15 protein-coding genes are annotated in these 13,819 nt (G+C 65.0%); 6 read left to right on the forward strand and 9 right to left on the reverse strand.

What is annotated here, in order from left to right; translation table 11 throughout:
- The coding region (locus H928_RS0108190) for a ferritin-like domain-containing protein (protein WP_027010700.1) at positions 1-864 on the forward strand (864 nt) is incomplete at its 5' end.
- Here H928_RS0108190 and gluQRS read toward each other — a convergent pair.
- From gluQRS to H928_RS0108205, 3 genes are all read right to left on the reverse strand, one after another.
- Positions 857-1,831: a tRNA glutamyl-Q(34) synthetase GluQRS gene (gene gluQRS / locus H928_RS0108195; RefSeq protein WP_021026043.1), complete on the reverse strand. Its 975-nt coding sequence runs from the start codon at positions 1,829-1,831 to the stop codon at positions 857-859. The two genes, H928_RS0108190 and gluQRS, sit on opposite strands and share 8 nt — an antisense overlap.
- Before the next feature lie 254 nt (positions 1,832-2,085).
- Positions 2,086-3,201 (reverse strand): NAD(P)/FAD-dependent oxidoreductase, encoded by a 1,116-nt coding sequence (locus H928_RS0108200; RefSeq protein WP_021026044.1) that lies wholly within the window; start codon positions 3,199-3,201, stop codon positions 2,086-2,088.
- Positions 3,202-3,313: 112 nt separating this feature from the next.
- Entirely contained in the window at positions 3,314-4,246 is a 933-nt protein-coding gene (locus H928_RS0108205) for a LysR family transcriptional regulator (protein ID WP_148293097.1), read from the reverse strand.
- A 217-nt stretch (positions 4,247-4,463) separates the two neighbouring features.
- On the opposite strand from H928_RS0108205, the gene H928_RS0108210 reads away from it, so the two are divergent.
- Together H928_RS0108210 and H928_RS0108215 are read left to right on the forward strand one after the other, a co-directional pair.
- Positions 4,464-5,165, forward strand: coding sequence for a pirin family protein (locus tag H928_RS0108210; protein ID WP_021026046.1), 702 nt, complete (start codon positions 4,464-4,466; stop codon positions 5,163-5,165).
- Between the two features lie 79 nt (positions 5,166-5,244).
- Positions 5,245-5,655, forward strand: coding sequence for a DoxX family protein (locus H928_RS0108215; protein ID WP_021026047.1), 411 nt, complete (start codon positions 5,245-5,247; stop codon positions 5,653-5,655).
- A 35-nt stretch (positions 5,656-5,690) separates the two neighbouring features.
- On the opposite strand, the gene H928_RS0108220 is transcribed toward H928_RS0108215, so the two are convergent.
- Both H928_RS0108220 and H928_RS0108225 read right to left on the reverse strand, forming a co-directional pair.
- Complete coding sequence (locus H928_RS0108220; protein ID WP_027010703.1) at positions 5,691-6,440, reverse strand: sulfurtransferase; 750 nt, start codon at positions 6,438-6,440, stop codon at positions 5,691-5,693.
- Positions 6,441-6,562: 122 nt separating this feature from the next.
- On the reverse strand, positions 6,563-8,257 hold the full coding sequence (locus tag H928_RS0108225; RefSeq protein ID WP_021026049.1) for a SulP family inorganic anion transporter: 1,695 nt from the start codon (positions 8,255-8,257) through the stop codon (positions 6,563-6,565).
- A gap of 258 nt (positions 8,258-8,515) precedes the next feature.
- Between H928_RS0108225 and H928_RS26805 the strand changes: the two genes are divergently transcribed.
- From H928_RS26805 to H928_RS0108240, 3 genes are all read left to right on the forward strand, one after another.
- On the forward strand, positions 8,516-8,950 hold the full coding sequence (locus H928_RS26805; RefSeq protein WP_021026050.1) for a BON domain-containing protein: 435 nt from the start codon (positions 8,516-8,518) through the stop codon (positions 8,948-8,950).
- 189 nt (positions 8,951-9,139) lie between these two features.
- A complete protein-coding gene (locus H928_RS0108235; protein ID WP_021026051.1) occupies positions 9,140-10,153 on the forward strand; it encodes an LD-carboxypeptidase in 1,014 nt (337 codons plus the stop codon).
- A 247-nt stretch (positions 10,154-10,400) separates the two neighbouring features.
- Positions 10,401-11,306, forward strand: coding sequence for an adenylate/guanylate cyclase domain-containing protein (locus H928_RS0108240; protein WP_021026052.1), 906 nt, complete (start codon positions 10,401-10,403; stop codon positions 11,304-11,306).
- Between the two features lie 44 nt (positions 11,307-11,350).
- Here the strand turns inward: H928_RS0108240 and H928_RS0108245 are convergent, their stop codons facing one another.
- The 4 genes from H928_RS0108245 to H928_RS32840 all read right to left on the reverse strand — a co-directional run.
- The gene (locus H928_RS0108245) at positions 11,351-11,680 is read right to left on the reverse strand and encodes a thioredoxin family protein (protein WP_021026053.1); all 330 of its coding nucleotides are present in this window, start codon (positions 11,678-11,680) and stop codon (positions 11,351-11,353) included.
- Between the two features lie 73 nt (positions 11,681-11,753).
- Positions 11,754-12,407: a molybdenum cofactor guanylyltransferase MobA gene (gene mobA / locus H928_RS0108250; protein WP_021026054.1), complete on the reverse strand. Its 654-nt coding sequence runs from the start codon at positions 12,405-12,407 to the stop codon at positions 11,754-11,756.
- A 68-nt stretch (positions 12,408-12,475) separates the two neighbouring features.
- Entirely contained in the window at positions 12,476-13,561 is a 1,086-nt protein-coding gene (gene moaA / locus H928_RS0108255; protein ID WP_021026055.1) for a GTP 3',8-cyclase MoaA, read from the reverse strand.
- 69 nt (positions 13,562-13,630) lie between these two features.
- Positions 13,631-13,819, reverse strand: a 189-nt coding sequence (locus tag H928_RS32840) for a hypothetical protein (RefSeq protein WP_204366294.1), incomplete at its 5' end; no start/stop codon positions are given.

The following is a 13,819-nucleotide window of genomic DNA, read 5'->3' on the forward strand; positions in this document are numbered from 1 at the left end:
GTGGAGGCAGGCGCACCGGCCTTTGCCTTTCGCCTGCAGGAGAAGGCCGAGTTCTGGACTGACCAGGCCGGAGACCTGTATGCCCAAGCGGTGGCCGCGCAATGGAATGCCGACACCGATATCGACTGGGCGCATGCGCCTGAGCCCCCGGCGCTGATCGAGGACGCCATCGTCCAGGTGATGACCTATATGGTCGAGAACGAAAATGCGGCGCTGATTGTGCCGGCACGGTTTTTGGGCGAGCTGCATCCGCATTACCGCGAGCTGCAGGCGGCGCTGGCGATCCAGGTGGCCGATGAGGCGCGCCATATCGATGTGTTCACCCGCCGCATTCGCCGCCATGGGCGTGAGCCGGCGCTGTCCACCGCTGGCGGCCAGGCCTCGCTGCAGAGCCTGCTGGCGGAAAAGGATTTTTCGGTCGCGGGCTTTTTGCTGTCGGTGCTGGGCGAGGGCAGCTTTGTCAACCTGCTGCAGTTCTTGCAGACCTATGCGCCCGATCCGCTGACGCGCCAGATCTGCCGCCTCGCCGCCCGTGATGAGGCACGCCATGTGGCGCTGGGCATGTCGCACCTGCTGCATCGCTTGAAGCAGGAGCCGGACTTTCGCCACCGGCTGGCCCAGGCGGTGGAAGCGCGCCACGATGCGCTGGCTGGCACATCAGGCCTGAATGAAGAGGTGTTTGATGCGCTCATCTTGGTGGGCGCCGGGGCCTTGTCGGCTGATGCGCTGGCGCTGGGCAGCCAGCGCGTGCAGCAGCTGATGCAGGACATGGCCGATGGCCGCTACACCAAGCTGGTGCGGCTGGGCTTTGAGCGGGGCCATGCGCAGGAGCTGGCCTCCTTGCACACGCGCAATTTCATGTAGTGGCTAGGTGGCGGCGCGCCCATTGCGCCGTCCAATCGGCCAGTGCATCGGGGATGGAGCTGGCCTCGCCCGCGTCCAGCCCCAGGTGCTGGGCAGACTGGCGCAGCACGGTGATGCGCTGCTCGGCGCTATCCACCAGAACCGGCGGCGCGCCGTATTGTTTGGAGAGCTTTTCACCATCGGCCTGCAGCACCAAGGGCGTGTGCATATAGCGCGGCGCCGGCAGGCCCAGCGCGCGCTGCAGCAGCAGCTGGCGCGGGGTGTTGTCGGCCAGGTCAGCGCCGCGCACCACATCGCTGATGCCTTGCGCGGCGTCATCGACCACCACGGCCAGCTGGTAGGCCCAGAGGCCATCGGCGCGCTGGACCAGAAAATCGCCCACGCTGGCGGCCACGTCCTGCTGGAGCGGGCCCAGCCAGCGGTCTTGCCACAGCAGCTGCTGGTCGCTGTGCAACACCGGGTGATCGGGTGTCGGCAGCTGGCCGTCTTCGGCCGCCAGCGCGCTGGCATGCTGCTGGTAGCGCAGGGTATGGAAGCGCCAGCTGCGCCCGGTCCTGCCATGCAGGCCATCGCGGCAGGTGCCCGGGTAGGGGCGCTCGCCATGGCGCTCATGCACATGGCCCTGGGCGGCGAGCGCCGCATCCATATCGCGGCGCGTGCAGGCGCAGGGGTAGGCCCAGCCAGCGGCCTGCAGCTGCGCCAGGGCCTGGGCATAGAGGGCATGGCGGGCCGACTGCCACTGCGGTGGCGCATCGGGGATCAGCTGCAGCGCATGGAGCTGGCGCAGGATTTCCTGGTCCATGCCCGGCGGGCAGCGGGGCGGGTCGATGTCTTCGATACGCAGCAACCAGCTGCCGCCATGGGCGCGGGCATCGAGCCAGGACGCCAGGGCCGCCACCAGCGAGCCCGCATGCAGCGGGCCGGTGGGCGAGGGGGCAAAACGGCCGGTGTAAACGCGAGAGCTCATGGGAGAGCAAGTGTAATGCCGCTGGCCAGCGCGAAAAGCCGTTGCCCGGTATCGGCAACGGCTAACGATGGAGAGAACGGAAAAGCGCCCGGCAGGCTGCCGGGCGCGCGCTGTGCTTAGAGTCGCTAACACGATCCAGCAAACCGAAGGTTTGCGGTTGAGACTAGGCGTCCCCGACTAGGCGCCCTGCCGCAGGCAGTACAGTGGTACGACAAGGCAGGGTAACGACGTATCAAGGGTTGTGTTAGCGACTCTTATTCGCCGAGCACGGCCAGCGCGAGTTCCAGGCCGGACACAAAGGCGTCTTCGACGCGGTAGCCCAGGCACCAGTCGCCGCACAGGCCAATGGCGCTCGTGGCATTCCAGAGGTGGCTGCGGGGCTGGCCCTTGGCATCCTTGGGCAGCGGGTTGATGGTCTTGGCATATCCCCACTGCACCACGCGGATGTCGCTGGGGGTGGCGCGGATGCGGGTGAGCTCGGAGAAGGCCTGCAGCATCTTGGCAGCGACGCGCTGGGGCTCGTCGTTCTCATGCTTGCGCGCCCAGTCGGGGCTGGCCTGCACGGTCCAGCGCTCGACCTTGCCGCGACCGGGCTTGGACGACTCGCGCGAGAGCCAGGTGATGCGGGGGTGTTCGGTGCGGGCAGCATTCCACTGCGGGCCCATGTTGGTGATGCCGGGGTCCACCGCATGCGCAAAGGTCAGCAGCAAGGTCCAGCTCGGGGCGATATAGACATCGGACAGCTGCCAGTCGTCAGGCACATGGGTTTCGCTGTCGGCCAGCAGCTCCTGCGCTTCGGGCGAGGGGATGGCCAGCACGACGCCATCGAGGCCCGCATAGACATGCACGCCGCCATCGATATCTTCGGTACGCAGCTGCCACTGGCTGGGGTTGAGGGCATCGCGCTCAAAGGCCAGCGCGTACTCGTTGAGGCGCACATCGAGCGGCGCGGCCCAGGAGGCGAGCAGGCTGTCCATCGTGGGCACGCCAATCAGGTGGGCTTCCATGCCGCGCTGGGTGGTGACGGCGACCTTGCCGGTGGCATCCAAAGTGCGGATGGCGTTGACGCTCCACTGGCGGGTGACATTGGGCGTGGTGTCCAGCGCCAACTGAAAGCGCGGGTCACGCACCGTGAAGAACTGGGCGCCCACATCAAAGCTGCCATGCGCGCTGTGGCGGCTGGCCATGCGGCCGCCCACCTGGGGTTGGGCTTCGATCACGGTGACCTGGTGGCCCGCCTGCTGCAAGGTGCGCGCGCAGACCACGCCGGCCATGCCAGCGCCAATCACCGCATAGTGCTTGCGGCTGGCCAGGACAATCTGGGAAGAGGAGGCTGATCGTTTGGGTTTGGGAGGAATGCGAGAAGACATGAAAGACTTTCTGTACTGTTTCGGCAAACGATAAGGCGTCATAGATGGCTGCGGGTGCAGCGCCATCTGAAGAACCACTCTACACGGTGTGCAGGCCCATTTTGCTCAGGATTTATCCCACATAGTGATTGCTCAGTAAAGAAGTGCGTGTGGCCTCGGACTGCAGCTGGTCCAGCCACCACTGCAAGGCCTTGCCCGGGTTGGTGCCGCGCCAGGCGTAGCGCAGCTTGATCTTGCGGGGCGGCCGCATCAATTCGCGCTCGACCAGCTGGCCGCTGCGCAGATAGGGCAGGGTCATGTTGTCGGGCAGAAAGCCCCCGCCAATCCCGCGCAGCTGCGCCTGGAGCTTGGCCTGCATGGTGTCCACCGTGAGCACATCCTGGCCGTTGATCACGCCAATGGTCTGGCCCTGGCCGCTGCGCGAGGAATCGGCCACGGCAATGATGCGGTGCTGGCGCAGCACCTCGTCGCTGATCGGTTGCATCTCGTCGGCCAGGCGGTGGTGGGGAGCTACGACATAGCGGAAGGTGATCTCACCCAGGTCCAGCTGCTGCAGGCCTGCGACGTGGGAGGCATCGACGGCAATGCCGATGGCCAGGTCGGCGCGGCCTGAGCTGAGCGCTTCCAGGGTGCCCGCCAGGATGGAGTCGCTGATCTTGAGCCGCGTGGGCGGCGCAATCGTGTAGAAGGCCTCGACCAGCTCCAGCAAGGTGGTGCGCGAGACCACGCCATCGACGGCGATGCGCAGCTCGGGCTCCCAGCCAGTGGCCACGCGGCGCACCCGGTTGGCCACCGCATCGACTTCGGCCAGAAGCCTTGCGCCTTCGCGCAGCAGCTCCTGGCCCGCTTCGGTGGGCCTGGCCTGGCGCGCGCTGCGGTCAAACAGCAGCACATCCAAGGCATCTTCGACCTGGCGGATGCGGTATGTCAGGGCGCTGGGCACCAGGCCCAGCTGGCGCGCCGCAGCGGCAAAGCTGCCGGTGTCGGCCACCAGCTGCAGCAAGGCCAGGGTATCGGGGGTGAGGACATCGCGATCACGCAACAAGGCCATTTTTGACGGTTCTTTCCTACATGCGGCGGTGGGCAGATCGGTAAATCTTCGCTGCTGAGGCCGGCTTGGTTCAACCCGTGGAACGGATCATCAGATTTTTTGAATGATGCCATCAAAACCGCTGCCCCGCAGGCAGATACTGCGGTTTTACAGTCTTGGACATGGTGATGAACAGTGCAATGTGCGCCGTTTGCCAGACAGGAGATCAAAAATGTTGATGGTTCGTAAATCTGCTGATCGCGGCCATGCTGACCATGGCTGGCTGCGCTCCAACCACAGTTTCTCGTTTGCCGGCTACTACGACCCCCGCTTCATGGGCTGGGGCAATCTGCGTGTGATCAATGAAGACCGGGTGGCCCCGGGCAAGGGCTTTGGCACCCATGGCCACCGCGATATGGAAATCATCAGCTATGTGCTCGAGGGCAACTTGGCGCACAAGGACAGCATGGGCCATATCGAAGGCCTGCCACCGGGCGATGTGCAGCGCATGAGCGCCGGCACCGGCGTGCAGCACAGCGAGTTCAACCATGCCAGCGGCCAGGAGACGCATTTTCTGCAGATCTGGATTGAGCCCGATCGCAAGGGCATTGCGCCCAGCTATGCGCAAAAGACGTTTTCGGATGCGGACAAGCGCGGCCAGTTGCGCCTGGTGGTGTCGCCCGATGGTGCAGAAGGCTCGCTGACGATGAATGCCGATGCGCGCATGTATGCCGGTTTGCTCGATGGCGATGAGGAGGCCAGCCTGCGCCTGTCGCCCGGACGCAAGTCCTATGTCTATGTGGTGCGGGGCGATGTGTCGGTCAACGACCAGGCGCTGCACACCGGGGATGCGGCCTATCTGGACCAGGAGACCTCGCTGCGCCTGGCGCAGGCACGCGATGCCGAAGTGCTGGTGTTTGACCTAGCGGCTTGATGTTCGCGGGGTGCTGCCATTAAGGACAGCGCCCCGTGTGGGGTAGGTGTGAGTGGTGGTGTTATTTCAAGGAGAAAAAATGAACGCATTGCAAAATCCTTTGGCTCTGTTGGGCCGTATTCTGATTGCCTGGTTCTTTGTCATTCCGGGCTGGGGCAAGCTGACCGGCTTTGCCGGGGCCGTGGGTTACGCCCAGTCCGCTGGCATGCCGATGCCCGAGGTGGGCGTGGCCGTGGGCCTGGCCATTGAGATTCTGGGCGGCCTGGCGCTGCTGCTGGGCCTGGGCACGCGCTATGCCGCCGCTATTTTGGCCATCTTCACGCTGGCCGCCACGGTGATTTTCCATGCCTACTGGGCGGTGCCCAAGGAGGCCATGATGGTCACGCAGTTGCTGTTCAACAAGAACATCGCCATCGTGGGCGGTCTGCTTGCCTTTGCCGCCTTTGGGGCCGGTGCCTGGAGCCTGGACGCCAAGCGCCACGCTGCTTGATCGTGCACCGTATGCCGAGCCGGACAGCCTGGCTGTCAGGGCTCGGTCTTGAGCGCCGTCTTGCGCAGGCCGTCATCGACGGCGCGGCGCTCATCAAACACAAAGCAGCTGCCCTGGTAGCCGCTGCCATCGGTTTCTTCAAAGTACTTGAGGATGCCGCCTTCGAGCTGGTAGACATGGGCGAGGCCTTCTTCCTGCATCAGGATGGCGGCCTTTTCGCAGCGGATGCCACCGGTGCAGTAGCTCACCACGGTCTTGCCTTGCAAGTCGTCTCGGTGGGCTCGCAGCTGGTCTGGAAACTCTGTGAACTTGCGCAACCGCCAGTCGATGGCGCCGACAAAGGCGCCTTCGTCCACCTCATAGTCATTGCGGGTGTCCAGGGTCACTACCGGGCGGCCCTGGTCATCATGGCCTTGCTGCAGCCAGCGCTGCAGATCACGGGGGCTGACCGAGGGTGCCCGGCCATTGGCAGGGCGAATCGCCGGGTGGTCCATGCGGATGATCTCGGGCTTGACCTTGACCAGCATCTTGCGAAACGGCACCGTTTGCGACCAGCTCTCCTTGGGCTGCACATCGGCAAAGCGCGGGTCCTCGCGCAGCGCATCTACCCAGGCATGCACGGCCTCGGCGGGCCCAGCCAGAAAAAAGTTGATGCCTTCCTCGGCCAACAGCACCGTGCCCTTGAGCGCCAGATCGGCCGCGCGCTGGGCCAGCAGTTCGCGCAGCGCCTCACAGTCAGGCAGGCTGACAAACTTGTAGCAGGAGATATTGAGAATCGAGGGCACGGTGGTTTCTGGCAAAGCTTCGGGGGATGAAATAGCCGCCCGTGCCGGAGCGCATGGCGGGCAGCTATTTTAGCTAGGGAAGCACGCGCCGCCGGTCAGGCCCTTGCGACAGCGCCCGATCGCTAGATCGAATACTCGATGCCGTCATCGCTGTGCGCGCGGCTCATCGCCTGCAAAAACTCGGCATCGGTGCGGTACATGCGCAGATGCGGGTTGTCCTGCAAGAGGCCGGCGCGTTTGAGCCGGGCTTCGACGGGCAGCTTCATGCCGACGATATGCAGCATGCCGCCGCGCTTGGCGGCCATGCGCTCGAGCCGCACAAAGGCCTCGACACCGGTGATGTCGATCTGGTTCATCGGCTGGGCCAGCAGGGCGAGCTGCCGGTAGTGCCCATGCTGGGCCCAAACATTGGCGGCGCGCTCTTCCAGCGCAGCAGCCGAGGCAAAGTCGAGCTCGGAATCCATGCGCAGGGCCAGCAGATCCGGGGCCAAGGGGGGCAGTTGCCACAGATGGCGGTCGCGCAGGCTGCCATCGGGGTGCAGGCCAACTTCGACAATGCGGGGATGCAGGCGGTTGTAGAGAAAGTAGCAGGAGCTCAGCAAGATGCCCGAGAGCACGCCCCAGTAGATGCGCGGCGCCGTCAGCAAGGTGATGCCAAAGGTGGCCACCGCAATGCAGCCTTCGATGCGGGAGATCTTGAACAAATAAAGCAGGGCGCGCGGCTTGACGAGGTTGGCCACGGCCGTCATCACAATGGCGGCCAGTGCCGCCTGCGGCACATGGTAGAGCGCAGGGATGAACCACAGCACCACGGCGACGACGAGCAGGATCGAGAAGATATTGGAGTAACCGGTCTTGGCGCCGGCCAGCAGATTGACGGCCGAGCGCGAGAACGAGGCACTGGTGGCAAAGCTGCCAAACAGGCCGGCGCTCATCTTGGACAGGCCTTGGGCCACCAGCTCCTGGCTGCTGTCCCAGCGCGTGCCTGCCTGTTGGTGTTCCACCTGGGCGCTCGAAGCCGTCTCCAGCGCACTGACCAGCGAGATCACCAGTACCGGCATGACGAGCAGGCCAAACTGCGACCAGTCCAGCATGCCCGGCCAGACCAGGTGTGGCAGGCCGGTAGGCAGGTGGCCGACCACGGCGCCGCCCTTGTCGGCAAAATCGGTGGCCCAGCTGATAAGGCCGGTGCAGCCAATGACAAAAACAGCAGAGGGAAAGGCGGGACGCCACTTTTTGCCCACGACCAGGATGGCGATGCTCGCCAGCCCCAGCAGGATGGAGCGCCAGTCGAACAGCCCCAGCGAAGGGTTGTCCCAGACCGTGGCCCAGTCGCTGCGCATGCCCAGCAAACTGGGCAGCTGCGAGGCCAGAATCAGCAGCGCAGCGGCCTGGGTGAAGCCAGCCAGCACCGGTGAGGTCACCAGGTTCAGCAGCCAGCCGGCGCGCACCAGGCCCAGGCTCAGCTGCACCAGGCCCGCCATGATGGCCATCCAGGCGGCCAGAATGACCCACTGGGCCGAGCCGGGCTCGGCCATGCCGGTGAGCGAGGCGCCAATGAGCAAGGCGCTCAGTGCCGTGGGCCCGACGCCCAGCCGTGGCGAGGGGCTAAAGAGAATGGCCACGGCCGCGGGAATGATCGAGGCATAGATGCCGGTGATCAGCGGCATGCCGGCCAGGTGCGCATAGGCCACGCCCTGGGGCACCAGCATCAGCCCCACCGTCATCCCCGCCATGAATTCACCCCGCAAGAGTTCTTTGGTCGGCTTGGGCCAGCGCAGGAAGGGAAAAATTCGGTAAATCAGGGAGGGCTGCATGGCAGCATTGTCGCCGCATCGACGCGCGCTTGCAGCCGGGCACTTGCGCAAGGGTGACTGCAGCCGCAGTGCCCAGCCCCATCTGTGAAGAATTACCAAGGCTGCGTGTCTTGCCGGTATAGCTTGCTGCCGCTTGTCGCAAAGCCTTGGCACGCGGCCTGGCTGCCGTCACAATGGCTGGCACGGCCAGCGCCATGCTGACCGGCTCCAGCCCCTTTCCTGTGCCTGCCTTTGTGTCTGCCTTAGCGCCCGCTTCCCATGCACTTGATCCGCCGCTCCTCCACTGCCAAAAAGATTGCTGCCTGGGCCTTGGTGCTCGCGGCTCTGGGCGCCGCCGCCGCGCTTTGGCAAGGTGGGGCCTTGCAGCAGGCCTGGCGCTGGAGCGAAGGGCTGGGACAGACGCTCGATGCCTCGGGCCAGCGGGCGAGCCAGGCGGTGGAGCGCGCAGCGCAGGCCAACCGCCGGCGCGCCGACGATGATGCGATCACCTCGCAGGTCAGCGATGCACTGGCCGCCTCGCAAAGCGATGAGCTCGCTGCGCTGCAGGTGGAGACCTCGCACGCGATGGTCACCTTGCGCGGCACGGTATCGTCCAGGCCTTTGCTGGACCGGGCGGTGGCGCTGGCCAACGGTGCCATTGGCGTGCAGGGTGTCTTCAGCCTGATCCAGGTGCGCCCGCAGGCGCTGGGTTGACGGGCGTGGGCAAGGCCCCCCCAGCCCCTGCCTGGCCCATGGCCTTAGTCCCCGTGTGGCCTGCAGCTAAGGCGCTTGGCCGCATAATGCCGCCCAACACCGAAGGTGCCGGTTTTGCGCGCAGAACCGGGCACCGCCCTTCTTATCGGGCGGCTTTGTGCCTGCCTTTCTCTACCTCTGTTCGCCGCCATGCACCAGCACGACCACTCCCATGACCACGACCATGTTCACTGCGACCACGCGCACTGCCAGCACCACCATGCCCACGGCCCCAAGCATATTTATGTGTATTCGCCCTCGGGCGCCGTGCGCGATAAAAAGGCGTTCAAACGCGCGGTCAAGCGCCTGGAGGCCATGGGCCACCAGGTCGAGGTGGACCAGGATGCGCTCGCATCCAGCACCCGCTTTGCCGGTGACGACGACACGCGCCTGGCAGCGATCGCCCGCGCCTGCGCCAGTGGTGCGGATGTGGCGATGATCAGCCGGGGCGGCTATGGGCTCTCGCGCCTGTTGCACCGCCTGGACTATGAACAGATCGCCAAGGCCGTGGCCTCGGGCACACGCTTTGTCGGCCTGAGTGATTTCACCGCCCTCCAGCTGGCGCTGTATGCCAAGACCCGTGCCATGACCTGGGCCGGCCCGGCCCTGGTGGGCGATTTTGGTGCCGAAGACGGCGTCGACGACATCATGCAGGACTGCTTTGAAGACCTGCTGAGCGGCGCGGGCGAAGGCGCGGGCTGGCGCCTGGCGCCAGAAAAGGCCGGTACGGTGACGGGCGCTTCGGCCTCGGACGATATCTACATCCCCAAGGCCACGCTCTGGGGCGGCAACCTGGCGATGATTGCCTCACTGGTGGGCACGCCTTACCTGCCCAAGGTCAAGGGCGGCGTGCTGTTCATCGAGGATGTGGGCGAGACGCCCTACAAGATCGAGCGCATGCTGACCAGCTTGCTGCACGCGGGCGTGCTGGCCCAGCAAAAGGCCGTGGTGTTTGGCCAGTTCAGCGACTACCAGCTGAACGCGCATGACAAGGGCTTCAAGCTGGCCAGTGTGGTGCAGTGGCTGCGCACGCAGATCGAGGCCCCTGTCTTTACCAACCTGCCTTTTGGCCATGTGCCCACCAAGGTGCTGCTGCCGGTAGGCGCCCAGGTATCGCTGAGTGTCGAAGGCCGGGATGCACTGATTTATTGGGGCCATCAATAACGCAAAGCGCGGGCTGCGCCTGGGTGCCAGGCCCGCCCAGCCATATACCATGCGCCCTGGGCGCGGGCTTGTGAAAACCCAGGGGTTTGCGCCTGTCTGTTGGAATCTAAACAATTCGTAAGTTCGACGACGGCGTCAGGACTGGTCGCAGGCCCTGGTTTGCAGTGTAATATGCATGGTCGCTATTGATGCATAGGCTGGCGTTGCTCCTGGGGAGGAGGCGACCCCAGCCGTAACAAGAAAATCCATGACAACTGTCGCCACCGTGGTATTCATTGATATCTCGGGCAGTACCGCATTGTTCGAAACCTTGGGCAATGAGCGTGCTGCGCGAGCAGTCGCGGGCATGACGGATGCTTTCAAGCAAGTCGTCGTGCAGGCGGGGGGGCGGGTGATCAAGACCCTGGGCGATGGTGTGCTGGCCATCTTCAACAGCAGCGCCCTGGCCGTGAGCGCCATGACCATGCTGATGCGCCGCCATTACGGGCAGTGGGACTCCCTGCCTGCCTCGCAAAAATTCCATGTACGTGTGGGCATGAGCACCGGTGAAGTCGTGCTGATGGAGGGCGACTGCTATGGCGACTCGGTCAACATGGCAGCGCGCCTGTGCGAAAAGGCCGGTCACCGCGAGGTCTGGGCCGCCGCCTCGACGATGGAGTCTGGCGCCCGCGCCGATACCGTGTTTGTGCCCATGGGCTGGATGGATGTGCGCGGCAAGGCCGAGCAGCAAATGCTCTACCAGGTGCAGTGGATCGAGCCCGAAGCCCAGGAAGTGGTGACCGCGTACGACTCCGTTTTGCCGATGAAGCCCGAGGCCGTGGTGCAGATGCGGCTGCGGCTGGCATCGGGCGGGGTGGAGCGCTTTTTCAGCACCCAGGAGATGCCGATTTTTGTCGGCCGCTCATCGGACTCGGAATGGGTGGTGCTGGACCGGCGCGTCTCCCGCCAGCATGGCCGTATCGACTGGCGCAGCGGCAATGTGATCTACACCGATCTGAGCCGCTATGGCACCTGGGTGAGCTTTGGTGCCAACCCCGCCACTGCCGTGCGCCGCGAGTCGGTGCAATTGCATGGCGTGGGTGTGATGTACTTTGGCGTATCGCCCGAAGACCCCACGGCGCCCAGCACGGCGTTTTCGGTCACGCCGGTCTAGGCAGGCATGGCAGGCTCGGCATGCATGCGCCGAGTCCCTTCAATTTATGGCGTTTGCAGCGCTGCCAGCGCCGTGTTGATACTGGCCGCATCGGTCGGGCGCACCACGCGGGCTACTTCCTGGCCATCGCGCAGCACCACCAAGGTGGGCCAGAGCTTGATGCGGTAGCTGCGGCCCAAAGGGCGGCCGGGGCCATCTTCCACTTTCAGATGCGCGATATCGGTGCGCGGGCCCAGCGCCTGCTCGATCAGGCCCTGCGCGCCCAGGCAATGCGGGCACCAGGGCGTGCCAAATTCCAGCACGGTCAAGCCGGGCCGGGTGTCGATGTCGGAGCGTGGGGGCTCCTGCCTGAGGTGCTGTGCCGAGTAGGTCAAAAGGCGGCTCCAAATGTGCAGTGGTCGTGTGGACCGTTATAGCACCGGCCCAGCTTGCCTGCGTCAGCGCCAGTCACTTGTGCGGCGCTGGCATGTCCTGCAGCCAGGCCAGCTCTTCGGGCGTATTGGCGTTGTAGAACGCCTGGCCATCGTCAAACAGCACCAGGCAGTGGCCGTGCTGCGCCGCCCACTGCCGCAGCTTGCGCCCGCCGCCGGCGACAAATTGCCGAACACTGTCTGCCAGGCTGGCATGGATCAGGCAGAACGTGGGCTGCAGTACCGGGCGGTCGCTGCCCGCCCCCTCTGGCGGAGTGCAGGCCATCGCGACGGGGCAGCCCTGGGTGGCCGCAGCTTGCGCCAAGCGCTGGGCCAGGTCCAGCGGAAAATGCGGCGTGTCGCAGGCCACCGTCAAGAGCCAGGGCGTCTGGCAGGCCGCCAGACCGGCGGCAAAACCTGCCAAGGGGCCCGGGAAGGCTTCGGTCTCGGGCAGGCGGAGATCTGGCACCACTGGATAGCCCAGCGCGCAGTAGGCCTCTAGGTGCCGGTTGGCATTGATCAGCACTGGCCCCACTTGGGGCTGCAGCCGCTGGGCGCAATGCCATGCCAGTGCCTGGCCGCCCAGCAACTGCAGGCCTTTGTCAGCACCGCCCATGCGCGTGCCCTGGCCACCGGCCAGCACCAGGCCGGTGATGTGTTCAAGGGGAATGGCGGATGGGAAAGAGGGCATGGTCGGCAAAGGCAGCAGGGTTTCAGACCCTCTGATTGTGGCAGCCATCAGAAGCGGGCAAGCCGCTATCAGCCGCCGATATAGCTCATCTCGACCCGCTGGCGCTGCAGCGCGATCTCGGGGTGCTGGCTGCGCTGCTCGCTGTAGTTGTCGCTGCGCTGGCCCCAGACCTGGGCGATGGCCTCGCGCAAATCGCTGTCGCTGGCGCCATTGCGCAGCATCGCCCGCAGGTCCCAGCCTTCGCTGGCAAACAGGCACAGGAACAGCTTGCCCTCGGTCGAGAGCCGCGCGCGGTTGCAGTCCTGGCAAAAGGCGTGGGTGACACTGCTGATCAGGCCGATCTCGCCGAGGCTTGGGTCATGCTGGCCGTTGGCGCCGACATAGCCCCAGCGCACGGCAGTCTCGCCAGGCGCAGTCGCTGACAGCGGGGTGAGTGCAAAGGCGGACTGCAGGCGCTCCAGTACGGCGTCCGAGGGCAGCACCTCTTCGAGCCGCCAGCCGTTGGTGGCGCCCACATCCATGAATTCGATAAAGCGCAAGGTCACGCCGCTGCCGCGAAAGTGCCGGGCCATCGCGACGACCTCATGGTCATTGACGCCGCGCTTGACGACCATGTTCACCTTGATATTGGCAAAGCCCACGGCCTGCGCAGTCTCAATGCCTTCCAGCACGGTGGCGACCGGGAAATCCATGTCGTTCATCTGGCGGAACAGCGGGTCGCTCAGGCTGTCGAGGCTGACCGTCAGGCGCTTGAGCCCGGCGTCTTTGAGGGCGCGTGCCTTGCGTGCCAGAATGGAGCCATTGGTCGTCAAGGTCAGGTCCATCGGCGTGCCGTTGAGCGTCTCGAGCTCAGCCAGCTGGGCGATCAGCGCCTCCAGGTTCTTGCGCAGCAGCGGCTCGCCACCGGTGATGCGCAGCTTGCCGACGCCCAACTGGGCAAACAGGCGCGCGGTGCGGGTGATTTCCTCAAAACTGAGCAAATCGCGGTGCGGCAGGTACTGGTGGTCCTTGTCGAACACATCCTTGGGCATGCAGTAGCTGCAGCGGAAGTTGCAGCGGTCCGTCACGCTGATGCGCAGATCCCGCAGCGGCCGTTGGCGCTGATCACGCACCGCACCGCCGTGCGACAACGAGGCACCGGCTGGCGTGGGCATGGCCAGACTGGCGTCATAACGACGCAGGTCAACCAGGGAAATGACGGGACGATCCATAGCGGAATGGTACTAGAGGCCGCCTTCCGATGTGCTGTTGCGGGTATGCGCTGCATCAGCAGTTGGCGAAAAGTAGCCATCCTTGTCTGCCAGGGGCCGGACTTGGTGTATGGTTCGCCCCCTTGTTCTCTTTTGCTTTGTTTTTGCCATGACCTTGCCCAGCCACTCCTCTTCTTCGCCTGCCACAGTGGATGTCGCAGT

Source organism: Comamonas sp. B-9, assembly GCF_000410635.1.
Classification (GTDB): domain Bacteria; phylum Pseudomonadota; class Gammaproteobacteria; order Burkholderiales; family Burkholderiaceae_C; genus Comamonas.